The organism is Kitasatospora sp. NPDC002543, assembly GCF_053594915.1.
Genome location: NZ_JBSFWR010000010.1, coordinates 93,468 through 119,280, shown reverse-complemented (window position 1 = coordinate 119,280; position 25,813 = coordinate 93,468). Strand labels below are relative to the sequence as shown.

At 70.8% G+C, this 25,813-nt stretch carries 21 protein-coding genes, 1 tRNA gene and 2 pseudogenes; 9 read left to right on the top strand and 15 right to left on the bottom strand.

Annotated features, from left to right (window positions below; genetic code table 11):
- Positions 1-9: 9 nt before the first annotated feature.
- From ACWD4P_RS07460 to ACWD4P_RS07445, 4 genes are all read left to right on the top strand, one after another.
- Positions 10-774, top strand: a complete 765-nt coding sequence (locus ACWD4P_RS07460; RefSeq protein WP_449778886.1) for a class F sortase — start codon at positions 10-12, stop codon at positions 772-774.
- A 218-nt stretch (positions 775-992) separates the two neighbouring features.
- Positions 993-1,847, top strand: coding sequence for a hypothetical protein (locus tag ACWD4P_RS07455; RefSeq protein WP_449778885.1), 855 nt, complete (start codon positions 993-995; stop codon positions 1,845-1,847).
- Positions 1,844-2,701: a response regulator gene (locus ACWD4P_RS07450; RefSeq protein WP_449778884.1), complete on the top strand. Its 858-nt coding sequence runs from the start codon at positions 1,844-1,846 to the stop codon at positions 2,699-2,701. The genes ACWD4P_RS07455 and ACWD4P_RS07450 overlap by 4 nt, the downstream gene beginning before the upstream one ends.
- Positions 2,698-3,906: a sensor histidine kinase gene (locus tag ACWD4P_RS07445; RefSeq protein ID WP_449778883.1), complete on the top strand. Its 1,209-nt coding sequence runs from the start codon at positions 2,698-2,700 to the stop codon at positions 3,904-3,906. The genes ACWD4P_RS07450 and ACWD4P_RS07445 overlap by 4 nt, the downstream gene beginning before the upstream one ends.
- A gap of 1,416 nt (positions 3,907-5,322) precedes the next feature.
- Here ACWD4P_RS07445 and ACWD4P_RS07440 read toward each other — a convergent pair.
- From ACWD4P_RS07440 to ACWD4P_RS07375, 14 genes are all read right to left on the bottom strand, one after another.
- The gene (locus ACWD4P_RS07440; RefSeq protein WP_449778882.1) at positions 5,323-6,234 is read right to left on the bottom strand and encodes a lantibiotic dehydratase C-terminal domain-containing protein; all 912 of its coding nucleotides are present in this window, start codon (positions 6,232-6,234) and stop codon (positions 5,323-5,325) included.
- Entirely contained in the window at positions 6,231-8,804 is a 2,574-nt protein-coding gene (locus ACWD4P_RS07435; RefSeq protein WP_449778881.1) for a hypothetical protein, read from the bottom strand. Before ACWD4P_RS07435 ends, ACWD4P_RS07440 begins: the two co-directional genes overlap by 4 nt.
- Positions 8,801-9,970 (bottom strand): PqqD family peptide modification chaperone, encoded by a 1,170-nt coding sequence (locus ACWD4P_RS07430; RefSeq protein ID WP_359821296.1) that lies wholly within the window; start codon positions 9,968-9,970, stop codon positions 8,801-8,803. The genes ACWD4P_RS07435 and ACWD4P_RS07430 overlap by 4 nt, the downstream gene beginning before the upstream one ends.
- Before the next feature lie 101 nt (positions 9,971-10,071).
- Complete coding sequence (locus ACWD4P_RS07425) at positions 10,072-10,272, bottom strand: thiocillin family RiPP (protein WP_359821293.1); 201 nt, start codon at positions 10,270-10,272, stop codon at positions 10,072-10,074.
- Positions 10,273-10,321: 49 nt separating this feature from the next.
- Positions 10,322-10,498, bottom strand: a complete 177-nt coding sequence (locus ACWD4P_RS07420) for a thiocillin family RiPP (protein ID WP_449778880.1) — start codon at positions 10,496-10,498, stop codon at positions 10,322-10,324.
- Positions 10,499-10,559: 61 nt separating this feature from the next.
- Positions 10,560-10,736 carry a thiocillin family RiPP gene (locus ACWD4P_RS07415; protein ID WP_359821289.1) on the bottom strand — a complete coding sequence of 59 codons (177 nt, stop codon included), beginning with the start codon at positions 10,734-10,736 and terminating at the stop codon, positions 10,560-10,562.
- Between the two features lie 37 nt (positions 10,737-10,773).
- A complete protein-coding gene (locus ACWD4P_RS07410) occupies positions 10,774-10,950 on the bottom strand; it encodes a thiocillin family RiPP (protein WP_359821287.1) in 177 nt (58 codons plus the stop codon).
- A gap of 120 nt (positions 10,951-11,070) precedes the next feature.
- Positions 11,071-11,871, bottom strand: a complete 801-nt coding sequence (locus ACWD4P_RS07405; RefSeq protein WP_359821285.1) for a nitroreductase family protein — start codon at positions 11,869-11,871, stop codon at positions 11,071-11,073.
- A 2-nt stretch (positions 11,872-11,873) separates the two neighbouring features.
- Positions 11,874-13,550 (bottom strand): nitroreductase family protein, encoded by a 1,677-nt coding sequence (locus tag ACWD4P_RS07400; protein WP_449778879.1) that lies wholly within the window; start codon positions 13,548-13,550, stop codon positions 11,874-11,876.
- Positions 13,551-13,559: 9 nt separating this feature from the next.
- Positions 13,560-14,261, bottom strand: a complete 702-nt coding sequence (locus tag ACWD4P_RS07395) for a TOMM precursor leader peptide-binding protein (protein ID WP_449778878.1) — start codon at positions 14,259-14,261, stop codon at positions 13,560-13,562.
- A 40-nt stretch (positions 14,262-14,301) separates the two neighbouring features.
- Positions 14,302-15,636: a YcaO-like family protein gene (locus ACWD4P_RS07390; protein ID WP_359821277.1), complete on the bottom strand. Its 1,335-nt coding sequence runs from the start codon at positions 15,634-15,636 to the stop codon at positions 14,302-14,304.
- Positions 15,633-16,670, bottom strand: coding sequence for an ABC transporter permease (locus ACWD4P_RS07385; protein ID WP_449778877.1), 1,038 nt, complete (start codon positions 16,668-16,670; stop codon positions 15,633-15,635). Before ACWD4P_RS07385 ends, ACWD4P_RS07390 begins: the two co-directional genes overlap by 4 nt.
- An 8-nt stretch (positions 16,671-16,678) precedes the next feature.
- Complete coding sequence (locus tag ACWD4P_RS07380) at positions 16,679-17,572, bottom strand: ABC transporter ATP-binding protein (protein ID WP_449778876.1); 894 nt, start codon at positions 17,570-17,572, stop codon at positions 16,679-16,681.
- 681 nt (positions 17,573-18,253) lie between these two features.
- The gene (locus ACWD4P_RS07375; protein ID WP_359821271.1) at positions 18,254-19,111 is read right to left on the bottom strand and encodes a LysR family transcriptional regulator; all 858 of its coding nucleotides are present in this window, start codon (positions 19,109-19,111) and stop codon (positions 18,254-18,256) included.
- Positions 19,112-19,631: 520 nt separating this feature from the next.
- On the opposite strand from ACWD4P_RS07375, the pseudogene ACWD4P_RS07370 reads away from it, so the two are divergent.
- Positions 19,632-19,935 (top strand): annotated as a pseudogene (locus ACWD4P_RS07370) (DUF255 domain-containing protein); the annotation flags it as partial.
- Between the two features lie 266 nt (positions 19,936-20,201).
- Positions 20,202-21,804 (top strand): annotated as a pseudogene (locus ACWD4P_RS07365) (IS1634 family transposase).
- 752 nt (positions 21,805-22,556) lie between these two features.
- Here the strand turns inward: ACWD4P_RS07365 and ACWD4P_RS07360 are convergent.
- A tRNA-Thr gene (locus ACWD4P_RS07360) sits at positions 22,557-22,633 on the bottom strand.
- 282 nt (positions 22,634-22,915) lie between these two features.
- On the opposite strand from ACWD4P_RS07360, the gene ACWD4P_RS07355 reads away from it, so the two are divergent.
- From ACWD4P_RS07355 to ACWD4P_RS07345, 3 genes are all read left to right on the top strand, one after another.
- The gene (locus tag ACWD4P_RS07355) at positions 22,916-24,007 is read left to right on the top strand and encodes an ABC transporter ATP-binding protein (RefSeq protein WP_359821258.1); all 1,092 of its coding nucleotides are present in this window, start codon (positions 22,916-22,918) and stop codon (positions 24,005-24,007) included.
- A gap of 282 nt (positions 24,008-24,289) precedes the next feature.
- Complete coding sequence (locus tag ACWD4P_RS07350; protein WP_359821256.1) at positions 24,290-24,745, top strand: hypothetical protein; 456 nt, start codon at positions 24,290-24,292, stop codon at positions 24,743-24,745.
- A gap of 107 nt (positions 24,746-24,852) precedes the next feature.
- Positions 24,853-25,644, top strand: a complete 792-nt coding sequence (locus tag ACWD4P_RS07345; protein WP_449778875.1) for a nucleotidyltransferase family protein — start codon at positions 24,853-24,855, stop codon at positions 25,642-25,644.
- Positions 25,645-25,813: the final 169 nt, after the last annotated feature.

Genomic DNA, 25,813 nt, shown 5'->3' with positions numbered 1-25,813 from the left:
GCCGCCCCGGTGACGGGGACCGTCAGCCACCGACGCACCCGGGACCGCGGGCGCGCCCAGGACCGCCGGCGGGGTCGCCGGCGCGCCGCCCGGCCCGGCCCCGGGCCCCTGCGCCGCACCGCCTTCGGCACCGCGGGCCTGCTCTGCCTGCTGCTCGGCACCTCGCTCGCGCTGTCCGGCCGGCAGACCCCGGTGGTGCGGGTCGAGACCTCCGGGCACGGTGCCGTCACCGGCACCACCGCCGGGGCCGCCGCCGGCACGGACACCCCCGCGGCCCCCGGCTCCTCGACCCCGGCGGGCGAGCCGCCCACCACCGCCAAGCCGTACCCGCCCTCCCCGCCGACCCGCCTGCTCGTCCCCTCCGTCGGGGTGGACGCGCCGGTGGCCGAGCTCGGTCTGAACCCGGACGGCACGGTCGAGGTGCCGTCGGCCGACCACGGCGACGAGGTCGGCTGGTACCGCAACGGCCCCACCCCCGGCGAGACCGGCCCCGCCGTGCTCATCGGGCACCTCGACACCGCGCACGGCCCGGCGGTGTTCAAGCAGCTGCCGAAGCTGCGGCCCGGCGAGCCGATCCGGATCCGGCGCGCGGACGGCAGCACCGTGGACTTCAAGGTCCGCACGCTGCTCCAGGCCGCCAAGGACCGTTTCCCGACCGAGCAGGTGTACGGCGACACGCCCACGCCCGCGCTCCGGCTGATCACCTGCGGCGGGCAGATCGGCGCGGACGGCCACTGGACGGACAACATCATCGTGCTGGCGGACCCGGCCTGACGGCGGCGGCACGCACGTGCCGTCGCGGAACCGTCCACCGCCGCCCGGGCGACCTACCAGCGGGGACGCGACCCACCAACGGGGACGCGACCGAGTCCCGACCGAGCCGCTCCCGGGGGTACGGCCGGGGCACGACCGGAGTGCGACCGGCGTACGACCGGAGTGCGACCGGGGTGACGAACCCGAACAGCCGCAGACCAGGAGGGCGAGCACCGACCGTGGCAGCACCACCAGCACTCCGCCGCCGACCCGGCACCGTCCCGGTCCTCGCCCTGACCGGCCTGGTCGTCCTGCTCGCCCTCGCCGCCCTGGCCTTCGGCCGGCCCGCCCCCGGCGGCCTGCACGACCAGGGCCCGGTCGAGGTCACCGCGCCGCCCGCGGAGTCCCTGCCGCTCTGGCCGCAGCTGCCCACCACCCCGGCGGCGGCCGCGCCCACGCCCGGTGTCACCCCGAAGCCGCCGCAGCCCGTACCGGACCTGACCGTCCCCGGGCGGGACATCACCGCCGTCGACGTCCGCGCCGTCCTCGCCAAGGACCCGGCGGTGGGCGCGGAGGAACGTCAGGCGCTCGGATCCTGCACCGGGTGCGAGGTCCGCACCCCCGAGTTCCGCGACCTCACCGGGGACGGGCAGCCCGAGCTGATCACCGTCGTCACCGTGCCCGGGCGGGTGGTGCTGCACGTCTACGCCCTCACCGAGGACCGCCTGCTGCCCGTCCTCCAGGTGCAGGTCCAGCCCGCGTTCAACGCCGTGACCATCGGCACCGACCTCCGGCTGTACGAGTCGACCAGCGTCGACGTCCGGACCACCAGCCAGTACCACTGGGACGGAACCAGGCTCGCGCTGACGGAGCGCAAGGACGAGGGCGTCGGATTGCTCCCGCCCACCGGCGCCGAGCCCGGCCGGTCCGCCACCGCGGCAGCCGAGCCCGGCCCCGTTCCGGGACGCCCCACCCAGCTCACGCCCAAGCAGCCGGCCCCCGAGGCCGTCGTCCCGTCCCCGCGCGCCGTCCGGCCGTCCTCCGTGCCCGTCCAGCCCTCAGCCCCCGCCGTGCTCCCGGAAGCGAAGCGATGAATCCAGTGCCCTCGGTGCCCCCAGCGGCCCCCGCCCACCCGCACATCCTCCTGGTCGAGGACGACGAGGTGATCCGCGAGGCCACCCGGATGGCACTGGAGCGCTACGGCTTCCCCGTCACCACGGCGGCCGACGGCCTGGAAGGGCTGGAGGCCTTCCACGCCGTACGGCCCGACCTGCTCCTGCTGGACGTCATGCTGCCGCTGCTCGACGGGGTCGGCCTCTGCCGCCGGATCCGGGAGGAGAGCCAGCTGCCGATCCTGATGATGTCCGCCCGCACCGACCCGGTGGACGTGGTCTCCGGGTTGGAGGCCGGGGCGGACGACTACGTGGTCAAGCCCTTCGAGAGCGCCGTCCTGGTCGCCCGGATCCGTACCGTGCTGCGCCGCATCCGGGTCGTGCCGGGCACCGACTCGCCGCCTCCCCCGGCCGCTCCGGCCGGACCCCCGACGGCACCAGGGGCCTCCCCGGCCGGGCACGTCGTCTTCCCCGCGTCCTCCCCCGCGCCCGTGTCCTCCCGCGCGCCCGTGTCCTCCCGCGCGCCCGCGCCCGTCCCGCCCGCCGCCGTCCGCAGCTTCGACGGCCTCCAGGTGGACACCGACAGCATGGAGGTCCGGGTGGACGGGCGCCTCGTCCCGCTCACCCCCACCGAACTGCGGCTGCTGCTGGAGTTCACCGCCGCCCCCGGCATCGTGCTGGAACGCTCCACCCTGCTGGAACGCGTCTGGGACTACGAGTGGGGCGCCGACACCCGGGTCGTGGACGTCCACGTGCAGCGGCTGCGCGCCAAGATCGGCTCCGGCCGGATCGAGACCGTCCGCGGCTTCGGCTACAAGCTGCGGCGCCCGGCATGACCCTGCGCCGCCAGATCGCCACCGCCGTCGCCGCCATCGCCGTCCTGGTCGCCGTGGCCGTCGGCCTGCTGGTCCACCAGGCGATGATCCGTCAACACGTCGACCAGGCCCGCGCCTCCTCCCTCACCGCCCTCGACTCCGCGCTCGCCGACTACAGCCGCGACGGCAGGAAGGCCCTCGCCGCCGGCGCCGCCCTGAACGACCCGGCCCTGCCCGACCGGTTGCACACCCTCGCCACGGCCGGCCGGCGCGGCTCACTGCTCGCCGCCGACGGGGCCGGCGAATCGATGTGGGCGGCCGTCCCGGTGCGGGAGGGAGTGCTGTCCGTCCGGATCGACTTCACCCAGGACCGCCGGGCCATCGCCGACCTGGACCGCATCATCCTGCTCACCGTCGTCGCCGCGGTCTTCACCACCGTGCTGGCCGGCGTGCTCGTCGCCGACCGGATCAGCCGCCGGCTGCGCACCGCGGCGACCGCCGCCCGGGGCATCGCGGCCGGCGGGACGGACACCCGGATCGGCGAACTCGTCGACGGCCGGGACGAAGTGGCCGACCTCGCCGCCGCCGTCGACCTGATGTCCCGCACCCTGCACCGCAGACTGGAGGACGAACAGCGCTTCACCGCGGACGTCGCCCACGAACTGCGCACCCCGCTCACCGGACTGGTCACCGCCGCCGAACTGCTGCCGCCCGGGCGCCCCACCCAGCTCGTGCAGAACCGGGTCCAGGCGCTGCGCGGCCTGGTCGAGGACCTCCTCGAGGTCTCCCGGCTGGACGCGGACGCCGAGGCCCCCGACCTCTCCGCCGTCCCGCTGGAACGCGCGGCCCGCCGCACCGTCTCCCTCACCGGCCTGGACGTCACCGTCGAGATCACCGCCGACCGGCAGGTCCGCACCGACCTGCGCCGGCTGGACCGCATCCTCGGCAACCTGATCCTCAACGCCCACCGCCACGGCGCCGGCCCGGTCCACCTGAACGTCGACGGCCCCCGGATCACCGTCCGCGACCACGGCCCCGGCTACCCCGAGGACCTCCTGCGCCACGGCCCGCAGCGCTTCCGCACCAACGCCCCCGAACGCGGCCGCGGACACGGCCTCGGCCTCACCATCGCCACCGGCCACGCCCGCGTCATCGGCGCCACCCTGACCTTCACCAACCACCCCACCGGCGGCGCCCTCGCCACCCTCACCCTCCCCCAGGACTGACCCCGCCAACGCCGAAGGGCCGGCCCGACATCCGTCGGCCCGGCCCTTCCCCCGCTGCACTGAGCCCCCTGTCGGGTTCGAACCGACGACATGGCATCCGACCTGCGAAAATCGCGCTCCGCGGCTCTCGTCGGTTAGCGTCGTTTCTCAGCCTCATGTGTGCCGATTCCGTGCCGCGAAGCGGTCCGCCGGCATGGCCAACGCCGACCGCCGTGCTGCTCGCCCCTCCGCCGGCGCCCGCCAGTATCACAGGCACACAGGTCCCGTACGAGCACTGGCCAAGGGTGGCCAGCGCTGCGCGCTCACAAGTACCGGCAGCCGTTCCCCTCATCGCGATGACCACGGAGCGCGACCAATTGAGCTGGCCCTGCACTTCGCCTCCATCTACCCCGATGGTTCGCCGGACTGGTATCGCACCCGAATATCCACGCGCCCATCACGCTTTCGGAGAGCTTTTCGTGGAATTGGAGAGAAGAAGCGATATCAGGAGCGACCAACCGGGGCACGCCATCCTCCTGAGCGTTCAGAACACCGCATGCCACTGGTGTCAGTTGAATGCATAGAGCTGGGTGGCCACTTGTGCCTTCATGGGTATGAAGACCAGGTCGGCGTCGTTCGGGCGATCTGCCCGGTTTGATCACGTGATGCCGAGGGTGACGAGCAGGATCACCCGCTTCGGCCCCCGCACCACCGCGCTGGTCGACAATGCCGTCAAGGTCCAAGGCCGGATGAGCGTTGACAGCGCCGGCGCCCAGGGAGCCGACGCCCTGGCCGCTGTGCTCGAACGGGCACAGGAGAAAAGGCGGCCGACGTGGACGACGCCCCGGCCCGGTCACTCTCGCCAGCCGGGAGTTCCGGGCTCCCCGCGCCCACCGCGCACCGGGGAACCTCAACGCCGCAGGCGAACGATGGCTGGAAACCGGCTACGTCTTTACCGAACCGTGCGGCGCAACCCCTCCCGGCTGACCGCAACCGGGACACCTTCCACCAGCCGGTTCGCGTCCACCGCCTGCCCCCAAGAGGTCCCGCGACCCTCTGTCAGGGGGCTGGCCCTGTCGGTAACCCACGAAGGCCGGCGCGGCCCAGCTGCAAACGAGCGCGCAGCTGGGTCCGCTGCTTCGGCCGGACAGCCCGTTCAGTCGTGCGTGGCGTCGCCTCGATTGCCGCTTGTCTTCCAGGCCGCTCCTGCGACACAGAGGAGAACCACCGAGAGTCCCACGCACACCGCCCGGACCGACGAGTCCCCGGCCAGGAACCCGGTCACCGTGCCGGCGACCGCCCCCAGGACGAGTATCACGCTCAGCGTGCGGGCGCGGCCGGCCCCTGCCGACGACTGCTTCATGTCAGACCTCCATCACTCCGGCGGGCGCCGGACGGCTCGTCGATTGTCCCTACCCACTATCCGTCAGTTTTCCGTCACACCGGCAGGTCCCGGACAAATTCAGCGCGCGCTGCCAGGACGCCGAGCAGTGCCTCCTCACGTGGCAGGATCCCGATTCGGTTGAGCATCATGTGGGCCTGGTGGAAAACCAGGTGAGCTGCACTGTGGGGAACGGCGTGGTGGGATGCCCGGTCCAGGTACGCGGCCACGACCGACGTCCATTCCTCGATCCGGTGCCGGACGACCGGATCGGATGCCAGCGATTCGGCCCGGTCCTCGATCCCCCAGCGGTCCTGTTCGGCATCGTCGCGCAACCGGGTGCGCAACTGCTCGGCGGCGTGGCCCACGTCCTGGGTCCACCACATGAAGTGCCGATGCCAGAACTGGCTCTCGCTTATCGGCCGGACTCCCTCGGGGGGAGACACCCTCTGCAGTGCGGCAACCGAGCCGCGAAGGAGCAGCACCGCCAGCGCGGCGCGATCCGGGGTCCTGGCGAGGCCAACGCCCCACAGGGCCAACTCGCTGGAGTGCTGAAACACTTCCTCGGCGAGCCGGGTGCCGGTCGGCCCGCCGTACTTTCCGTCCTCGGGTTCGTACACGGCGACGTCGGCGCCCGCGTGCCGTCCCACGAAGGGGCGCAGGTCGAGCGGGAGCAGCAGGGGGCGCTCGGTGGGGGCGCGGCCCGCAAGCCGCTCGCAGTCGATGGCGAGAGCGGGCAGTCGGCGGTGCAGGGAGTCGAGCAGGTGCCGTGGGCCGTGGATCCGCAGCCGCAGATGCGGGCCGTTCCAGTCGGTGTACTGGATGAAGAACCAGCGGTCGCTTCCCCCGGCCAGTGCTGTCTCGACCAGTGGCGGAAGGCAACTGGTCACCGCCTCGTCCAGATGTTCCAGACCGCCGGGATAGAGGCGCACGTACCACCAGTCCGCTTCGGTCAGACCCTCGTTCATCGGTTCTCCACCCGAGTTCCGTCCGGCTCGTGCCGACCGGCCTGTGCCGGCTCCGGGCGCTCCCAGCGCAGCAGCGAGATGTGCTCGGCGGCACGGCTCAGCCCTCGGCCGTCCCGCACCCAGTACTCGGAGCGATCCGGCGCCGCAACCGCGAGCCGGATCGCCACCATGTGCGTGGCGGATCCCAGTTGGGTCGCAGCCGCCCATACGGCGTGCGGGCTCAGGAAGGACAGCCACGCCGGCTTGGTGGCGGCCTGGTCGCCGGTCGGCACGGAGCTCTCCACGGAGAGGAAGACCTCGTCCGGAATCCCGTGGCCGACCCGCCACCGGTGCATCCGCCGGAAGAACGCCACCGGTGTCTCGCCCTTCTCCGGCCGGGGGATCACCCCCGGGGCGAACCGCCAGGTGCGGCGGCCGAGTACCAGCCGACCATGGGAAACGCCAGGGAGTAGCTCGACCCCGCCCTGTTGCGGGGGAGACGTGGCATCAAGCGGGCTGCGGGTGCAGCTCAGCCGGGAGCCGTTGACCCACGGGTCCGCGAGGCTGAGCAGCAGCCGGGCCACCCCGGGAATCAGGTGGATGGGGACGACTCCCAGGTACACGGGTGCGATGGTCTCCCCGTCCTCGGTGGCCAGCCTCAGCGTGTCGGTCGTCGGATCGTGTTCGACGGTGATGCCGGACGCCGAGCCCGGTGAGCCGCCGGGGCCGGACGGCTCGCCCGGCCAACGCAGCCCGGGCAGTACGCCGTCCGCGGCCCGGTGCATGCCGTTGACGTCGCCGGACAGCGTGAGTTGGCATGGGACCGCCTGGGGAAACGCGTCGGCGACCCAGCCTTGCAGATGTTCCGTGAGGCCCATTTCACCCGGCCGGCCGGGTGCGAGAAGGGCGCGGAACCGCGCGACCAGCCCGCCCATCCCAGGGTTGTACTGGTTGACCACCAAGCGGTGGCGCCCTTGACGGATGTCGTCCGCAGAGGCCGCCGCGAGCTGGTAGAGCACCGCGGTCGTCGGCGGTGCGCTGCTGGCCGAGACGGGAAGCCACGCCCGGTCGGTCGGACGGCCCACCATGCCACGGTCCAGCAGCAGTGCGCGGGTGAACTTCCGGTCGTGCTCGGGGTCCGCCGCGACCTCCCACAGGAACTGGAAGACGTCGGAGCAGCGCCGGCCCGATCCGTGTCGGAGCACGAACTCGTCACGCAGCCAGTCGTAGATGTGCGAGCGGAACACCTGGGGGCGGATCAGCCTGCCCAGTTCGGCCAGGTCCGCTCGGACGTGGTCACCGGGAATGTCCGCGGTGACGTCCGCGACGGCGTCCTCGTAGACGGCGAATCGGACGGTCGGGCGGGGATCTCCGTCAGCGCCCGGCCGTGTGCTCGCCGCGAGCTGTTCCACGATCCGGACGCGTCGCGCACCCGGCAGCCGGGACAGTTCGGCCGCCTCGGAGTCGAGGTGGCGGAGCAGGGTCGCGGTCCGTCGCGCGACCGGGTGGTCCAGTCCGTCCAGGGAACGGGCGAGCTCCGGGAGCGGCCGCCGGTCGTCCGGCCGCCAAGGCAGGACCAGGCGGAGCCAGCCCGTGTCCAGCAGTCGCAGGTAGCCGGCGAACGGATCCTCTCCCCCGATCCGGATCAGGCATTCGGCCACCGTCATCCGGGGCCAGGCGGCGAGTGTCCGTAGGAGTGGTGCGTAGAGACCCGCGTCGACCAGGGTGTCCGAGCGCCAGGCCGTGGTTCCTCCCGCGTTGTACGAGGAGACCAGGAGGTGCGGACGGTCCCCCAGGTACCGGGCCGAATCGTTGGGCTCGACCTGGAACGCGGCAGCGGTCCGTTCGTCCCGGGCGAGGACGTCGAGCCAGGACCGGACGTGGTGCTGGGCTACGTAGCTGTGGCCATCGGTGCTGGGCTGGACGCCGTCGAGAGCGAGCGCGGTCAGCCGGGAGAAGGGACTCGTCTTGAGCGCCGCCCGGGAGACATAGCCCAGGACCGACCTGGCGGCCTTGCTCTGCGGTTCGAGCGGCTTCGACGTCAGATGTCCCAGCAGGTGCGGACTGGCGTGGGCGAGCCCTTGGGCGAGGCGGGGATCGGCGAGTGCCTCACGCAGGAGGACGGTGGCCCGCGCGGTCTCCTCTCCGTACCTGGCGTCGGTCTCGGCGCGCTGCCCGGCGAGCCGGCCGGTCCGCTCGGACCAGCGGGCCAGCAAGCGGCTGGTGGCCGGGGCCAGCCTCTCGGACACCGCCTGGAGGACGGCCGGGCTCGGCGTGACGGATCGGCCGTTGTGCACCGCGCGGCGCAGGCCGAGGACCGCGCGGCGCAGGCCCGGCTCGTGGTCGAGTGCGGGAACCAGTGCGTGGAGCGCTTCCGACAACGGCCCGGTGATGCCGTCCAGTTGCTGCTCCAGGGCCGTCTCCAGACGGAGGGACGCGCCGGTGCTGCGCAGCGCCAGATTGAGGTCTTCGACGGGAAGGCTGTTGACCCTGTGCACGGTGAACAGGGAGACGGTCGGGGTGGAGTCGGTGGGGAGGCCGTGCCCGGTGGCGGGCAGTCCGGCCTGTGGTGCGTTCCGGGCTGTCCTCACGCGCCGCTCACCGCCTCGAAGACGCGCCACCACGAGGACAGCACCATGCCGACCAGGACGAGCCCGTACAGCAGGCAGAGCGCCCCGAACGCGAAGTAGCCGGCCCGCTTGGTCCTGCTGCTCGCGAGGAGGTGGCTGGGCAGGGGCGCCCTGGTCACGAGATGGGTCAGATAGGCGAACGACCGTCCGCGCAGATTGATGGAGCCCATCGCGGACTCCAGGGCGTGGTAGCCGTCGGAGGGCAGCAGCGGGTTGAGGTTGACCAGCATCAGCAGCAGCTGCAGTTGCAGCAGCGCGCTCGCAATGTCGTGCGCGGCCCCGTGCGCGGTGAGCAGCACCCCACCGGTGACGCCCGCCCAGATCGCGTCGCTCATGGGGCCGGCGAGGGCGATAAGCACGCGGGGTGCGCGGTTGCGAACCCGGTAGGCGTCCGTCCGGTCCACGTAGGCCACCGGCATCACGTAGAGCATCAGCGTGACGCCGGCTTCCCGTACCGGCACCCGCAGGTACTGGCAGACCAGCGCGTGGCCGAGTTCGTGTACGGCGATCTGGGCGACCAGAAGCAGTACCGCCAGCCACGACCAGGAGGAGAACTGCGGCGCCCCCCGGTCGGCAAGGGCGTAGCCGGCCACGGCGACCGCCGCCCCTACCAGCGCCAGCCAGGCGCCGACCACGACGGCCACCGGTAGCCGGCGCAACTGCCGGGCCAGTGGCTCCAGCAGTACGTGGACCGAGCGCGTCAGTGCCTTGCGCGGCATCCGCTCGCGCAGCGAGTACCGCATGACGCGCTGCCCGCGCGTCTGCGCCTGGGGGGCGATGGTGAGCACGCCAGCCTGGCGGAGTTCGCTGAAGAAGCGCAGCACGGCGGTCTCGATGGCGGTGGGCTCGCCGGACGACGAAGCGGTCACCGTCCGCACCACGTCCCTCGCAGTGGAAGCGCCGTCGAGGAGCGACAGGACGACCGTCCCGGCGCGGGAAACGGCGACGTAGCGTCCGGTGGAGCCGTCGAAGAGCATGGGCCTGCCGTCGATGCCCTCCAACTGCTCGATGCCGTCCTTCAGTACGAGCCGTTCGGTGTCGAGCCATGCGGTGTCCGTGGGTGCTTCGACGATGCTCTGTCCGGTTGCGCTCTCCCGGCGTCGAATGGCCGTTGCGAGGGATCGCACGGAGTGACCTCCTGAGGGGATACTTGGGAGGGACACCGCCGGGTCGGCAATCTTGCACATTGCCGACCCGGCGGTGTTGCTCATGGTCGAGTCAGGCCAGGTCAGCCGGCCGAGGACCAGGAGGCGGCGGAGCCGACCGAGGAGGCCGGGCAGCTGGCGCTACCACCGCTGGAGAAGCTGCCGGCGGTGCCGAGCAGGGCGCTGTCGTCGAGCAGCTCCACCGTCATGTCCTCGGCGGCGAGGTCGATGGCGAAGGTGTCCGTCATGGGCTGCGCCGACGGGTTGGTCCACGTGGTGTTCACGGTGTTCTTCCCTTCTGGGATGCGGTCGGAAGCCGTGCTTCCGCCGGGTTCAGTTCGTGCAGGAGGCGGTCGAGGCGCTGGAGGCGGTGGAACCGGGGCAGCTGGCCGAGCCGACGCTGCTGCTGGAGGTCCAGCTGGCGAGCAGGGTGCTGTCGTTCAGCTGCTCGACCTGAAGGCCGTCGACGAAGTCTTCGGCGAACAGGTCGAGTTCCGTGGCGTGCTGCATGAGGGTCTGTCTCCTTCTCTGTTCCGGTGCTCTGGGGGTGATGGGTGTCGTCGGTGCCGGTTCAGCCGGCGGACGAGGCGCTTGCGCTGGTGCCCGCGGTGGAGGCCGGGCAGGACGCACTGGTGAAGGTGCCCAGCGATCCCCAGGTGCCCAGGAGGGCTGCGTCGTCGAGGACCTCGGCGGTCAGGTTGGCCGCGAAGTCCTCGGCGAAGAGGTCGAGGTTCATGGTGTCGGGCATGGTGGTTTCCTTTCGGCAGGTGTCGGCGAGGTGATCGTCAGCCCTGGGAGCTGGCTGTTCCGGCGCACATCGCGGTGGAGCCAGGGCAGGAGAGGCAACCCAGCGATCCGACAGTGGACACCGACGCCAGCGACGAGTCGGTGGGCAGGGCGTCCACGGTCAGGGAGTTGTCCTCGGCGAACAGGTCGACGAGCACATCCGTGTCGTACGGCATGACGTTCTCCTTCTCGATCTCGGGTACTTGCGATGGCCGGCGGGCGACCGGTGGTGGCGCCCGCCGCTTGCCCGCGCCCCGGACAGGGCGCGGAGACTGTGTTGGCCCACCTGGACGCGCTCAGCCGTCCTCACCGGTGGGCGCGTGGCCCAGGGAGAATGCGAGCAACTGGGTGCTGCGGTAGCCATCGACCGGCACGAGCGGCTTGAGGGCGGCGGACAGGAACCCCGCGAAGATGCTGCCGACGAGCCCCAGGTCCAGTGCCGTGAGCCAGGCGGTGTGGGCAGCGGCGCCGGCACGGGTGAGGAGCAGCCGGTGCCCGTGCTCCCCGTGGCGGTCGAGGGAGCCCGCGAGGGGGCCGCAGACGAGCACGATGGCGGGGGCGTCGGCGAACTCCAGTTGGAGCACCAGGTCACCGGCGGCCTCGCTCCCGGGCAGGTCCGCCAACGCGGTGAAGTCGCCGCGTTCCGGGGAGAACAGGTACAGCCCCCGGGGCAGTCCGGAGACATCGCGCGCGGCCACCAGGAACTCCAACTCGGCTCCGGACCCGTGGTCGGGCCAAGCGGAACGGTCGAAGTCCGAGGCCCGGTGCACCATTGCGGCGATGGCCTCGACCGCTACCGGCCGGGAGCCGTAGGTGCGTACCGAGGAGCGGTGACGCAGCAGCTCGTCCAGCGACTTTCGGCCCGTCGGAGCGGCGACGGCCGGAATGCCGCCCGCACCGCCCGCCCGCTTTTCGGCGGAGATGCGCAGCAGGCCGCGCAGCGCCGGGTCGGGTGTGGTGAGGGGCCGGTCGAGCGACTCGGCGTCCAGGCGGCTGCGGACCTGTATCTCCCGGAGGACGCTGTTGTGGTCGAGCAGCAGGGGAAGGTCCTGCTCCTGTCGCCGGGATGGCAGCAGCGGGGCGGAGTCGATCGGCACGGTCAGCGCTCCTTCACGGCAGAGGGACGCAGCGTCAGCACACCGGTGACGGGCTCCGCGTCCAGGTCGAGGTCGAGCAGGGCGGCCAGACCGAGGTCGTCCCACCGGTCGAGCGGCTGCGCCCGCAGTCCGAGGGACCGCGCCACGTGGGCCATCTGCGCGATGGCCACGCCCGCGTCCAGGTGTACGACCCGCCAGGCGAAGGCGGAGTACTTCGACGCGACCCGGGCGAGGGCGCCGGTGAGCACGATCGTCACCGCAGGGCCGTCCCCGGCTTCGGGCAGCCCGTGTTCGGTCGCGTCGCCGAGCAGTGCCAGTCGGTGGGCCGCGGACTCGTACCCCCAGATGCCGGCCGGCAGTCCGTCGACGTCGCCGGCCAGCGCGTGGAGCTGGACCGATCCGAGGTTGCCTCCCGTGGGCGCCCACCGCTGGACGTGACGGGTAGGCGTGGGGTCCTCGCGTCGGCCGGCCCCCCGCAGGAGGACCGACGTCAGATGGTCGAGGGTCACCCGGTCCACGGACGGCGCGGTGTCCGCGTCGAGCGGTCTGTGCGGCACCACCCCTTCGCCGGGCAGGACGACGGTGCGGGCGCTGGGCCACCGCTTGCTCTCGTGCTGCAGCGCGATGTTGCCCGGCTTGTAGTGCATCTGGTGGTCTCGCGGGTTGAGCAGTCTGCGCGGGGAGAAGGCGACCGACGCTTCGAAGGCGAGGGCGAGCGGTACCCCGGCCGAGGTCAGTGCCGAGCGGGCGTCGGGGCGGTCCGGTATCGGGGCGATCACGTACAACGACTGCTGCCACGCATCCAGATCCGTGCGGACGAGTCCGCGCAGGACCGGCGTCGATCCGACCCGTCCCACGAGTGCTGTCACCTGGTTGGTGATCAGTGCGACGATGACGGAACGCGCGACGCCGTCATCGAGGGCGGACGGCCGGTCGGTTCCGGAAGCGGCACCGTCCCGGTGCCGCTGCACCTCGGCGTACGAGACGGTGAACTCCGGGTCGATGTAGGGGCCCAGGTCCAGCGTCGTGTGGCTGACGTGAACCGGCAGCAGAGGGACACCGTGGGTAGCGCACCAGGACGCCAGGGGTTGCAGATCAGTCCGCTCGTCGTCGGCGATGGCGATCAGCAGGTCCGGTGCGATGTCGGGGATTCCGCCGTCCGCCAGGGCGACATGCGTCGCGCCGGCCTCGGTGAGGTTGTCCCGGATCAGCGCGCAGACGTCTCGGCGGCCGACCACCGCCACCCGTGTTTCGGCCAGCCTTCGCTGCACCTCGCGAGCGTTGCGGTTGACCCGGGTGGAGTCGAGGTTCCGTGACCAGTACGGTGCGACGGCGCTGTCCGAGGCGCTGTCCGGCGCCTCGCCCTCCTCCAGCAGGCCGCAGGTGTACAGCAGGGCGCTCACCTGCTCGACGTGCTCCACCGGGACGTCGGACTGATCGGCGATGTCCGACAGTTCGCGCGTGCCGTCGAACAGCGGCAGCAGTTTGGGGACGAGGTCCCGTGTGGCGGTGCCCCGAAGGACCTGACGGCTGGGGCCACCCTCGACGAGGATCCCGTCCGGGAGGGGAACTACCACCAGGCCGCGACAGAGTGCGGGACGGGTAGGGGGGCGGAACTGCGGGTCCGTCGCGACGGCGCGGCGCATGTCCTGGGCAGAGACGAGCTTGTTGTCAGCCATGGTCATACCTCAGTCGCGAGCGGGAGTCGGTGGCGTGGTGATGCTGTCGGCGTGGACGTCGAGTGCGGCGGGGACCGGTAGCCATGGGTCCAGGTCGCGTGCCAGGTCCTCCCAACTCGATCCTGCCGACGTGCTCGTTCGGCGGCACCGGTCGCAACCGTGGACGCCGACCACCCGCGCGGCGGCGAGGTGCTGCTCCAGCAGGTGCCAGTGGCGTATGGTCCCGGCGTCCTTGTCGCCAGCGTCGTGCTCCAACCTCCGCAACAGGTCCAGTGCCGCACCGGCGGCCAGCACCGCGTGCTGGGGCAGGAACCCTCCCGGCCCCGCCTCCGCATGGGCGTCATAGTGCGCGTGCAGGGCGGCCGTCAGCGCGCTGTCCCGCTCGTGCTGGGAGCGCCGGCGGCGGAAGCAGTGGTAGCAGGCTCCCTTACCCGGCACCACCAATGGCCCGATCCGCAGCCGGGGGTGCTCCGCGACCACCGGAAGCCACGGGGTTCCCCAGGCAGCCGAGCGGGCGTCGAGCGCCTCGGCCACCGCGGGCGCCTCGCGCCAGGAGGCGAGCACCCGCACGTCGGCCCTGGGCCAGCGCGCGGAGAACTGCTGCGGGCCCTCCCGGTCCGAGGTGACCACGACCCCGTCGTGGTCCCGTCGCAGCCGCTCCGCCACGGCCGTGCCGAAGTCTCCGAGTGCGAGTACGTGCACCTTGGTCATTGCTGTCCCCTTCTCCAGATACAAAGCGGCGGGCGGCGGGTCACGCGAAAGGCTGCGGCAGGGGGTTGAGATCCGCTTCGGCGTGCACCGGGTAGCCCATCCGGACAGGTGCCTCGTAGAGCCGAGGGTGGGCGAGGTACCGTGAGCGGTGCGTGAAGGACAGAGGCATCAGCCCCGGCACCACCACACGGACGACCCGGAAGCCCGCGTCCCGCGCTTCATCGGTGGTGCACTCCACCGCTACCGCCTCGTAGCCCGCCAGGTCTAGCCTGTCGACCAGCAGGGCCAGGTCCGGGCCGCCGGCGCCACTGGTGAGAGTGGGCAGATCACTGAAACGACGCCGCGCGCCGCTTTCCAGCAGGAAGTCGAATTCGGGGCGGCGCTCCGGGCGTCCCATGTAGGCCGCGCCGTGGAAGACGTGCTGGAAGTCGTCCACCGAGTCGGGCATCTCGCGCTGTACCTGCATGGCGATCCGGGATGACGCGGACTCCCTGACGATCTTCGCCACGGAATCCGCGGGATCCAGGCTCGTGTTGCACATCACCATCTGCCCCAGCACCTCGTTGTGCGGCGACAGGTCGACCGAGTAGACGGTCGGAATGCCCAGGTCCGAGGTGGCGTCGAAGAATGCGGTGTCGACCAGGCTGCGGCGGGACTTCTCCAGGAACGGCTCCAGGGCCGCCGGCACCCGGTCGAACTCGATGCGCGGCAGGGCGAGCCGCTGGTACCAGGTGAGCGCGATCGCGTCCCGCTCCACCACCTCGCACAACGCGTTGACCAGGGCCTGCGCCAGATCGGTATGCGTCGCGCATCCGGTGGAGATGGGATTCCAGCAGCGCTCGCCCATGGACAGCGGCGGGATGTGCATCCAAACCTGCACCGCCGGAACCCACTTGGGCTTGCGCTGGGTGAGGGACCAGCCGCGTACCCAGCGCATTGGCGCCCGGGTGTCGATGTCCACCGTGAGCGCCTTCGGATGCGCCAGCTCCGCGGGTGAGCAGCGCGGGAAGGTGGTCAGGTCGAGAGCCTCGGAGCCGAGTTCGTCGGCCGTCGCCCAGATGACGCCCTCCGGCTGCACCACGCACATGGAGTAGCGCTCCAGCGCCTCGGCCACGCTCAGCCGGGCGGCGCGCTCGGGGTCCGGGGCGCCGCCGGCGCCGTCCATGTCCCCGCGGGCGTCGCGCCCACCGAGCGACTGCGCGACGTTGTCCACCACTGGTGCGAGGTTCCCCAACGAGGCGGTGTAGATGGGGAAACGGGCGTCGCCGTGCTGGTTGGGCAGTCGGTGTGTCCGGCTGACCAGCCCATAGGGGCCGACCAAGGTGTCCAGATCGGTGAGTCGGCCGAGTTCGGCCTGGAGCGCGGGGGTGGTCATTGTCCTTCTCCCTGGTCCCAACGGAACAGACGGGCGGCGAGCCCGCCGAAGATCAGTGCGGCCGTGGCCATCACCAGCCAGTCGACGACCAGGCCGTGGGCGGAGGCCGCCCCTGTGAGGTCGTGGTTCAGTGCGTCCACCAGGTAGCTGGTGGGCAGTGCGTCGGAGACGGTGCGTAGCGCCGCCGGCATCATCTGCAGCGGCAGGAACAGGCCGCCCAAGAGGAGGACGACGGGCATGAGTACCGCCAGGACGCCATTGGCGATCTCCGGGTTTCGCAGGCGGGAAGCCGCCAGGTACCCGAAGGCGAAGAGCATCAGTGCTCCCAGCAGGCCGGTGGCGAACAGGCGCAGCGCCGCTCCTGCCGGGAGGAAGCCCAAGCCGGCCGCCACCCCTCCCAGCACGAGCAGTTGGACCGCAACCAAGGCGAGCCGGGCCGGTGCCTGCGCCGCCACGAACGTCCGCCGCCGCAACGGGGTGGTGCCGAGCAGCCGCAGGGTGCCGCGCTGGCGCAGCGCGATCAGTGGTGTGGCCGTTCCGAAGAACGCCACGGACATCAGCGCCATGACCAGCGCGGTCGGCAGCGACGCCTTGACGGGGTCGAAGGGCTGCCCGCCGTCGGGCGTACGGAACTCGGTGCGTCCGGCGTCGATACCGCTGTCGCCCAGTACCTCCCGCAGAATCTTCACCGCGCCGAACTTCGCCGAGTCGATGGTGACGACGGCCCGTCCGTCGGCGACGGTCACGATCGCGTCGTAGCCGGCCAGGTCGGTCAGGGCGGGCGGTGATCCCCGGGTCCATCCCTCGACCGTGAGGCCCTTGATTCCGGCGGCGTGCTGAAGGATCTGCTGCTGCGTCGGGGAGGGCTGGACGGCGACGTGGTAGGTGCCCCCGGTGTTCAGGTAGCCGAAGCCCAGAAACATCGCGAGGAAGAGCAGCGGAAAGAGCAGGACGAAGAAGACCGTCTTGCCGTCGCGGACGAGCTCACGGGTATTGGTCTTGACCAGGTGTCGTAGCGCTTGGATCTCGATCATGGTGGTGGTCAGACCTCCTTGCCGGGTGCGCCCGCGGGGTCGCGGCGGTCGGAGGAGGCCAGCGTGTGGAACACCTGCTCCAAGCCGCCTCGGGTGACGTCCAGTTCCTTGGCGTCCAGGACAGGGTCGGCGGCGATGCGGCGCAACGTCCCGTCGCCATCGGTCGTGCGAACGTGGACGGTGACCTGACCTTCCCCGTACGGCAGCGCCTCGACGGCGGTGACCGAAGGAAGCGCCCGGAGTACCTCCAGCGCCACCTCCGAACCGGCCCTGAACGTCACCGTGCTCGTCGTCGCCAGCGCGGAGACAAGCCGGGCCGGGGTGTCGCACGCAGCGATCCGGCCGTCGACCAGGACGGCGATGCGATCGCACAGTTCGGTGGCCTCGGTCATGTCATGGGTGGTCAGCAGCACGGTGCCGCCATCCTCACGGTGCTTTCGCACCACCGCCCACAGCCGCTCCCGCGCCTGCGGATCGAGACCGGCGGCCGGCTCGTCCAGCACCAGGACCTTCGGACGACCTACGACGGTCACCGCCAGCAGAAGGCGCCGCCGTTGGCCGCCGGAGAGCCCCTTGACCCGCCGGGACCCTTCGTCCGAAAGCCCAACTCGGTCGATCACGGCATCCACGTCGTCCGGCCGAGGGTAGAAAGACGCCCACAGTTCAACCGTCTCCCGTACCGTCAGGTTGGAGAACAGGGCGCCTTCCTGGGGTTGCACCGCCACCGCACGCCGGAAGTCCTCCGTGTGAACGGCAGGGTCATCGCCGAGGACGCGAATGGTTCCCCCGGTGGGTCGGCGTAGACCCACCAGACATTCCAGGGTCGTGGTCTTACCGGCTCCATTCGGGCCCAGGAGGCCGAACACTTCGCCGGCACCGACCTGCAGGTCGACCCCGTTCACCACGGTCCTACCGCCATAGTCCTTCCGTAGCTCCCGCACGTCGACTACGACATCGCCGACGGGGGGAGTCCCGCCTGGCGCGCCCGTAGCCGAGGCTGCGCCGGCGCGAGACCGGAAACCCTTGTACAACGCGGACACGCTCGGGCCCTTCCAGGTGAGAATTGAAGCCGCTCCGACTGGTGGCCGCATTTCGGCATTCACCGCAGAGTAGAGGAAAAGACGACACGGTGCGCCGCCATTGCATTTCGATGCGGGCGTGGAAACCGTCAGGGAAATGCTGACGACGGTGCGGCGGATTCCGATTCTGCAGGCAGACCCGCACCGAAGGATGTCGCAGACCGTTCCGTGCCTGAGGGCGCAGAATTATGCCATCAGGGGGCAGTCGACAGAACAGGAAGCCAGCCCAGTCGTGGAAAACGGGGCGGCGACGGAAATTCGATCGGCCGATCGCCGCCCAGCCGTAAGCCGGAATTCCGGATACGCCAAAGTTTCGCACTGCAACATAGGACCCCCCGATCCCCCGATCCGAATGAGGCCGGAGAGGAAATCACTCCCGCCATCAGTTCGATTTGAGCATACGTTCCGACGGATCGGCTGAGAAATAGAAAATCCGCCCGATATATGCGTCGGCTGCATGAATGGGCACCCGCTGACCCCTCCGCACGCCCGACCCCATGGGCCTCAGTGCCGTGCCGCAGCCGCAGCCTCGAACGCCATGTCGACGAACTGCGCGGCGAGCGGGTGCCTGCCCTGCCGGAAGGAGACCAGGTTCAAGGGGACCGCAGGCGCGTGGCGCACCGGAATGAAGACTACCGAGGGGTGCGCGTACCTCCGTGCGACCGCCTCCGGGACGACAGCGATGCCGCGGTCCGCCGCCACCGCCTCCAGGCCCTCCTCAAGATTCCCCACCCGCGCGGCCACCCGGGGGCGACGCTCGGACACCCACTCCTCGGGTGGCGTGGCATCGCTCACCACATTGGCGACCAAAGGGATGTCGACGAACTCGAACCAGTCGATCCACCCACGGGCCGCCCAGACGGAGCCGCGTCCGACCGCAGCTATGCGCGCCTCATGCAGGATCGTCACCGCCGGCAGACTCGGCGACGGCACCCGCCCCCACGCCAGCGCCGCATCCGCCTCGCCGCGCTCGAGCTCCGCGAGCGGGTTGTCCCGCCGGATCAGATCCACCTGCACCCCCGTGGCCTCCTCGAAGCGGACCACGGCCTCCCGGAGCCAGGTGCCAGGGAGCCCCCATGCGAATACGAGGCGCAACGCGACCCTCGCATCACTGGACCGGAGGGCTGCATCCAGCCGCGGCAATAGTTCGGACAGGTCCCTGTATAAGCGTTCGCCTGCCAATGTCAGTGCCACCCGGCGAGTGGTCCGATCCAGTAGACGCTCCCCCATCTGTTCCTCCAGGACCCGTATCGTGCGGCTGAGGGTCGGCTGTGTCACGTGCAGCCTGGATGCCGCCCGCGTGAACTGGCGCTCCTCGGCCACTGCAAGAAATCCCCTTAGATGGTGAAGCTCGATCCCCATAACGCCATGCCTATCACCCCGCACGTTCACCGGGACGCACTGTCGCATCCATGTGACCGGCATCACAATTACGTGAATTGGCTGTTCCCTGTGCCCTCGTCAGGGCTGGCTGGGTATCCGAACGCAAGCCGTGACGAGCTGCACATCCCCAGGTCCGGACACCTCGACGAGGGCGAACTACTTGCTCACCGGCCGAAGTCCGCTTCGGATAAGTCGTGTAGGTCCAGGCGGACGCATGCCGCGGCGGAAGCCTGCTGTTCGCCGAGAAGCTCAAGGTTCAGCTGGCGGCATCGAGCGCGTCGTCCCTGCGGCCCGACGATGTCACGCCGTCAGAGATGGCCTCCCCGAAGCCGTCGCTGTACTCCGCTGTCCGCGCAAGATCGCTCGGCCCAGTCTCCTCGGCCGGAGTGGCATCTACGGGCCTCTTGGTTGCGTTCTGCATGTAAGTTCCTGCTCCTGGTCCGGCCTCGGGTGCTGGGCCGGACGGTCCGGGTCGTGCGACGATTTCGGTAGGAATCGACTGGCCAACGAGCAGTCGCCTTACCTGCTCCAGCACGCCCCCAATCCGGTGGATTGGCGGCCACGGGGAGAGGAGGCGATCAATGAAGCGAAGCGGCGGGACGTCCCCATCATGTTGTCGGTGGGGTATGCGTCCTGCCACTTATGCTTCTGGTAATTCATTGGTGCCACGTGATGGCGCACAAGTCCTTGATGGCGAGGGCCTGGCCCAGTACCTGAACGAGCGGCTCGTCTCGGTGAAGGTGGACCGGGAGGAGCGGCCGGATGCGGTGATGACGACCGCCGGGTGGGCAATAACGGCCCAGTGCCCGCAGCGAGTGGCCGACAGCGAGAGACCCGGCGAACCCCCTCGGGGAGCCTCGGATTCCTACTCGGTAACTTCGCGCCCGGAGCGCGGGTTGACCCCCACGCTGAACCCCGGCTTCGACAGTTGGCGGGCACACGTCCGGGTCTGATGGGGTGTTATCGCCGATGAACGGCCTGCGAGTGGTCTAGAGCACTTGGCTGGGCGGACATGCGCAATCCCGGTCTTCGGCGTCGGTGACGTCGGTGGATGCGGCATTCTGCGCGCATGTACGTGCGGAAGATTCAGCGCCGGAACAAGGACGGTAGCGTGGTCCGCTACGTGCAGTTGGCCACCAACTACCGGTCGGACGGCACCACGAAGGCCGAGGTCCTGCTTAACCTGGGCCGCGAGGACCGGCTCGACCTGGACTCCCTGCGCCGGCTGGTCGCCTTCCTCAACCGCTACCTCGGCGCTGGCGACCAGGACGCCGCCGCGCCGCTCGCCATGGGAGAGGACGGCTCGCTGCAGGTGGCCGCGTCCCGGGCGATCGGCGCGACCTGGCTGCTGGACGGGCTGTGGAAGCTGTTGGGCATCGACACGGCCCTGGGCGAGGTGCTGGACACACGCCGGTTTCGCACCGACCTGGAACGCGCGCTGTTCGCGCTGGTCGCCAACCGCGCCATCGCCCCGACTCCAAGCGGGCCGCCGTCGACTGGGCGTCCTCGGACGTGGTGATCCCCGGGGCCGGCGAAGTGGCCGAGCAGCACGCCTACCGGGCCATGGACCTGCTCGTCGACGAGAACACGCAGGCCGCGGTCCAGGAGGCGGTGTCCTTCGCCGCCGCGAACCTGCTCGACCTGGAGGTCGACGTCGTCTTCTCCGACACCACCAGCACCTACTTCGAACGCGACACCCCTGACAGCGACGGGTCGCTCCGCCGGTTCGGACACTCCAAGGACCACCGCCCCGACCTACCGCAGATCGTCATCTGCCTGGCGGTCACCCACGAGGGCATCCCGGTCCGCTGCTGGGTCTGGCCCGGTTCGACCAACGACCAGACCGTCATCGAGCAGGTCCGCGCCGACCTACGCGCCTGGCGCCTGGGCCGGGTGGTCACCGTGGTCGACTCCGGCTTCAGCTCCGAGGCGAACCTGGCCTGCCTGACCCGCGCCGGCGGCCACTACATCGCCGGGATGAAGATGCGCGACGGCTCCGCCAAGGCCCCCGAAGCCCTTGCCCGCCAGGGGCGCTACCAGATGGTCCGCGACAACCTGCGCGTCAAGGAAGTCCGCCTGGCCAGCGACCCAGGCCGCCGTTGGATCATCTGCCACAACCCGGCCGAAGCCGGACGCGACGCCACCCGCAGATCAGAGCAACTCGCCGCCATCGAAGACGAGTTGGAACGGATCAAGACCGCCCGCGAGCAGGACGCCAGCAGAGCCCGCACCCGCGCGGCCAAGGCCGGCCTCAAACGCGCTCCGAAACCCTCCGACGCGGTGCACCGAAAGGCCGAGTGCGTCCTTCGCGACCACCCCAGTCTGGGCCGCTGGCTCAAGCAGCATCCCGCAACCGGACGGCTCTCCGCACCATGAAGAACACCCTCAACCTGCGACCCGTCTATCACCGCGTCGACGAACGCATCCGCGCCCACGTGCTGTTGTGCTGGCTCTCCCTGCTGCTGATCCGCGTCGCCGAACGCCGCACCAACACCACCTGGCGCACCGTCAGGAACGAATTCCCCCGCCTGCACCAAGTCACCCTCACCGGACCCACTGGCGCTCTCCGCCGGCTCACCGAGCCCACAGACCTACAGACGCAGGTCCTCAAGGACGGCGGCATCCCGACGCCGCCAAAGATGGACGGCCTGGAACCCGCGGTCACGCGCTGACCAGGCCAAACATCCTCCGGGAGCGCGGGCACACGCCCCCTCACTCCCGCACTGCCCAAACGCCAGCTCAGAGCCGTGATCACGGGCACTTACATGCCCACCAACTGTCGAACTCGGGTGAACGCTGACATCCTCTCCCCGCCCCACCTGCTGCCCACCGACGGCACCTACTACGCATGAACGCCGAGCAGCTGACCGCCACCCTGAGGGCACCCATCATCGTCACTCGGAGCAGCTATCGCGCCAGCACTCCAACAGGCGCCTCAGCGACACGCGGATCGCCACAGCACTGACGAGACGCAGCAGAGCGCGAGGACTCCAGTGCCACTTCTGGGCACAGCGACCGGGCTCGCTTCTGGCGGCAGCACGCGCGGATTCACTGGCCATGATCGACTCTGATGTGTGCCGAATGTGTGCCGACACCGGCAGGGCAGATCTGAGGCGCCGCTGAACTGCAGAAATGCCGTTGACCCAAACGGGTGAGCCTCCGCCCGCATAGGCGGGGGTCGTTCCAGTTGCTCTCCGTGCATCAAGACATGCCCCGACCTGCAGTTTCATGGGAAATCTAGCCCGAAGAGCGCGTTGAGCACCGGACCGTGGGCGCAGGCTCATCAGGCGGACAAAATGCGCCGCACGTGCCCCGACCTGCAACTTTGCGAATGGGGCCCAGAGGCCCCGAGGGACGGGTCGCGCGACAGAGGGACAAAATACGCGTCCCGATTGTCCATTTCACCTCGAAAAAATGTCCGTTTTGGAGCCCCCTGTCGGGTTCGAACCGACGACCCCCGCTTTACAAGAGCGGTGCTCTGGCCAGCTGAGCTAAGGAGGCACGGTGGCCGTCCGCGACGGGTCACGGCGGCACCGGGGGCAGTCTACCGGGCCCGGGTGAGGGGATGGGGGGATATCCGGGGGTTGGTGGGATGGGTGGGCGTGATGGAACCGATGCCGAAATCGAGTGGGGCGGGGGCTGACAAGCGGCGGAAGCGCAGGTAGCGTCGCCGGGAGTCGGTTCGCGCAGTGGTTCAGACCACTGGTGGGCCGGCGGAGCACAACAGACCCCCTTTACTCGGATCGTCCGGCACGTTCCTGCCGGTGAAGGAGAACAACGAACATGGCTTCTGTCACGTACGACCAGGCGACCCGTGTCTACCCCGGGGCGGACAAGCCCTCGGTGGACGCGCTGGACCTGGACATCGCGGACGGCGAGTTCCTCGTGCTGGTCGGCCCCTCGGGCTGCGGCAAGTCGACCAGCCTGCGCATGCTGGCCGGCCTGGAGGACGTCAACTCCGGTGCGATCCGGATCGGTGACCGCGACGTCACCCACCTGCCGCCGAAGGACCGGGACATCGCCATGGTGTTCCAGAACTACGCGCTCTACCCGCACATGACCGTCGCCGACAACATGGGCTTCGCGCTCCGGATCGCCGGCGTGAACAAGACGGAGATCCGCACCAAGGTCGAGGAGGCGGCGAAGATCCTCGACCTCACCGAGCTGCTGGACCGCAAGCCGAAGGCGCTCTCCGGCGGTCAGCGCCAGCGCGTCGCGATGGGCCGCGCGATCGTCCGCCAGCCGCAGGTCTTCCTGATGGACGAGCCGCTGTCGAACCTGGACGCCAAGCTCCGCGTCTCGACCCGTACCCAGATCGCCGGCCTGCAGCGCCGCCTGGGCATCACCACGGTCTACGTGACCCACGACCAGACCGAGGCGCTCACCATGGGCGACCGGGTCGCGGTGCTCAAGGACGGTCTGCTCCAGCAGGTCGACACCCCGCGCAACATGTACGACAAGCCCGCCAACCTGTTCGTCGCCGGCTTCATCGGCTCGCCGGCCATGAACCTGGTCAAGGTGCCGCTGGTGGACGGCGGCGTGAAGTTCGGCGGCTCGGTCGTCAACATCTCCCGCGAGAACCTGGCCGGCGCCGGCACCGACAAGACGGTGACCGTCGGCATCCGCCCCGAGCACTTCGAGATCGTCCCGTCGGGCGGCATCGAGGGCGTCGCGGTGACGGTCAACGTGGTCGAGGAGCTCGGCTCGGACGGCTTCGTCTACGGCACCACCCAGATCGGCGGCGAGGACCACGACCTGGTCGTCCGCGTGCCCGGCCGTCAGATCCCGGCCCGCGGCGAGACCGTCCACGTCGTGCCGATCGCCAACGAGACCCACGTCTTCTCCACCAGCTCCGGCCTGCGCCTGAGCAACTGACGCGACCTCCGCACGACACCGGAGCCCGTCGGACCCTCGCGGTCCGGCGGGCTCCGGCCGTTTCCGGTCGGCGTCCGTGGACATCGGCCATGGACGTCGGCCATGGACGTCGGCCATGGACGTCGGCCGTGGACGTCGGCCGTGGACGGTCGGCCGGCCGGCTTCCCCCGCGGGCTCCGGCCGCCCCGCGTCAACACGGCGGGGGGACGAACCCGGACACCGTGTCACTCGATGGGGTAACGGAGGGCGATCCGGCCCGCACGCACCGCTACTCTCCTGAGGGTGAAGCAGCTGTTGCGCCGTATCGGCCAGACCGTCGCCCTGACCCTGCCGGTCGTCCTGGTGACCACCGGCACCCTCGCCGTGACCCGGGTCCCGTGGGCCCCACCGACCGGGCTCGACCAGCAGGTCGTGGCGGCGTCCAGCGGCGACGGCGCCGGGATCGGGCGCTCCAACAACGCGGCCGGTGCCGCGGCCAAGGCCTCGGACGGGCTCGCTCCGCAGGAGTCGCTGCGGGTGGCGCTGCTGGACGAGCTGCGCGCGAAGAACCCTTCCGCCGCGCTGGACCTGCTGGAGCGCTCGATGCGCGAGCAGCCGTCGCTGACGCCGTACTGCACCTCGCTGTCCACCGAGCTGGGCAAGGCGGCGGTCCGCAAGTACCAGGGCGACGTCCAGCGGGCGCGTTCCTTCGCCCGTCCGGTCTGCGACGGGTCGTTCGCGGCCGGCGTCGTCGGCTGAGGACGCCGTAGAACCGCGGCCGCCGGAAGGCCGGGGAAGTCGGCCGGCCGGGGAACCCGAGCCCTGAGGCGGCGGACGCCCCGCGTCCCCCGCCTTAGGGTTCAGCCATGACCGCAGACTCCGGCGCCACCGCCGACCTCCCGTCCGCCCAGCACCCGCGCCCCCGGCCGACCACGACGCCCGTCACCCAGGCCGTCATCCTGGCCGGCGGCCAGGGCTCCCGGCTGCGCCCGTACACGGACGACCGCCCGAAGCCGCTGGTCGAGATCCCCGGGACGGGCACGCCGATCGTCGGCCACCAGCTGGCTTGGCTGGCCGAGGAGGGCGTCACCGACGTCGTGATCTCCTGCGGGCACCTCGCCGACGTCCTGGAGGAGTGGCTGGACAAGGCGGACCTGCCGCTGCGGGTGCGCACGGTGGTCGAGGCGGAGCCGCTCGGGCGCGGCGGCGGGCTCAAGTACGCGGCCAAGGCCCTGCCCCGCCCGGAGGAGCCCTGGTACGCCACCAACGGCGACATCTGGACCCGCTTCAGCCTGCGCGAGATGGCCGCCTTCCACCACGAGCGGGACGCCGTCGCGACGCTCGCCCTGGCCCGGCCGCGGATCCCCTGGGGCGCGGTGGAGACCGACCAGTTCGGCAACGTGCTGGACTTCATCGAGGCCCCGCCCTCGCCGTTCCTGATCAACGCGGGCCTGTACGTGTTCAGCCCGGAGTTCGCCGAGCTGCTGCCGGACGTGGGCGACCACGAGCGCACCACCTTCCCCCAACTCGCCCGCGGCAAGCGGCTGGCGGGCTACCAGCTGCCGCAGGGCGTGTACTGGCGGGCGATCGACACCGCCAAGGACCTCACCGAGGCGGCCAAGGAGCTCGCCTCCGGCTCGGGCCGGGCGCCCCGCTGAGCCGCCCGGCGCGAGCGACACCACCCGAGAGCGCCCCTGCCCGCGAGCGACACCGCCCGCGAGCGGCACCGCCCCTGAGCGGCACGCCTCCGGAGCCGCCCGGCCGGCGCCCCTGAGCGGCACGCCCCCGGAGCGAGCCGTCCGCTCCCCCGGCCGCAGTACCGCCCGC

Coding starts and splice junctions, on each gene's coding strand:
- ACWD4P_RS07415 (WP_359821289.1), bottom strand. CDS start 10,736: ATGCCCGACACCATGAACCTCGACCTCTTCGCCGAGGACTTCGCGGCC.
- ACWD4P_RS07410 (WP_359821287.1), bottom strand. CDS start 10,950: ATGCCGTACGACACGGATGTGCTCGTCGACCTGTTCGCCGAGGACAAC.
- ACWD4P_RS07375 (WP_359821271.1), bottom strand. CDS start 19,111: ATGGGGATCGAGCTTCACCATCTAAGGGGATTTCTTGCAGTGGCCGAG.
- ACWD4P_RS07400 (WP_449778879.1), bottom strand. CDS start 13,550: ATGGCTGACAACAAGCTCGTCTCTGCCCAGGACATGCGCCGCGCCGTC.
- ACWD4P_RS07450 (WP_449778884.1), top strand. CDS start 1,844: ATGAATCCAGTGCCCTCGGTGCCCCCAGCGGCCCCCGCCCACCCGCAC.
- ACWD4P_RS07385 (WP_449778877.1), bottom strand. CDS start 16,670: ATGATCGAGATCCAAGCGCTACGACACCTGGTCAAGACCAATACCCGT.
- ACWD4P_RS07445 (WP_449778883.1), top strand. CDS start 2,698: ATGACCCTGCGCCGCCAGATCGCCACCGCCGTCGCCGCCATCGCCGTC.
- ACWD4P_RS07390 (WP_359821277.1), bottom strand. CDS start 15,636: ATGACCACCCCCGCGCTCCAGGCCGAACTCGGCCGACTCACCGATCTG.
- ACWD4P_RS07395 (WP_449778878.1), bottom strand. CDS start 14,261: ATGACCAAGGTGCACGTACTCGCACTCGGAGACTTCGGCACGGCCGTG.
- ACWD4P_RS07440 (WP_449778882.1), bottom strand. CDS start 6,234: ATGAACGAGGGTCTGACCGAAGCGGACTGGTGGTACGTGCGCCTCTAT.
- ACWD4P_RS07345 (WP_449778875.1), top strand. CDS start 24,853: ATGACCGCAGACTCCGGCGCCACCGCCGACCTCCCGTCCGCCCAGCAC.
- ACWD4P_RS07420 (WP_449778880.1), bottom strand. CDS start 10,498: ATGCAGCACGCCACGGAACTCGACCTGTTCGCCGAAGACTTCGTCGAC.
- ACWD4P_RS07355 (WP_359821258.1), top strand. CDS start 22,916: ATGGCTTCTGTCACGTACGACCAGGCGACCCGTGTCTACCCCGGGGCG.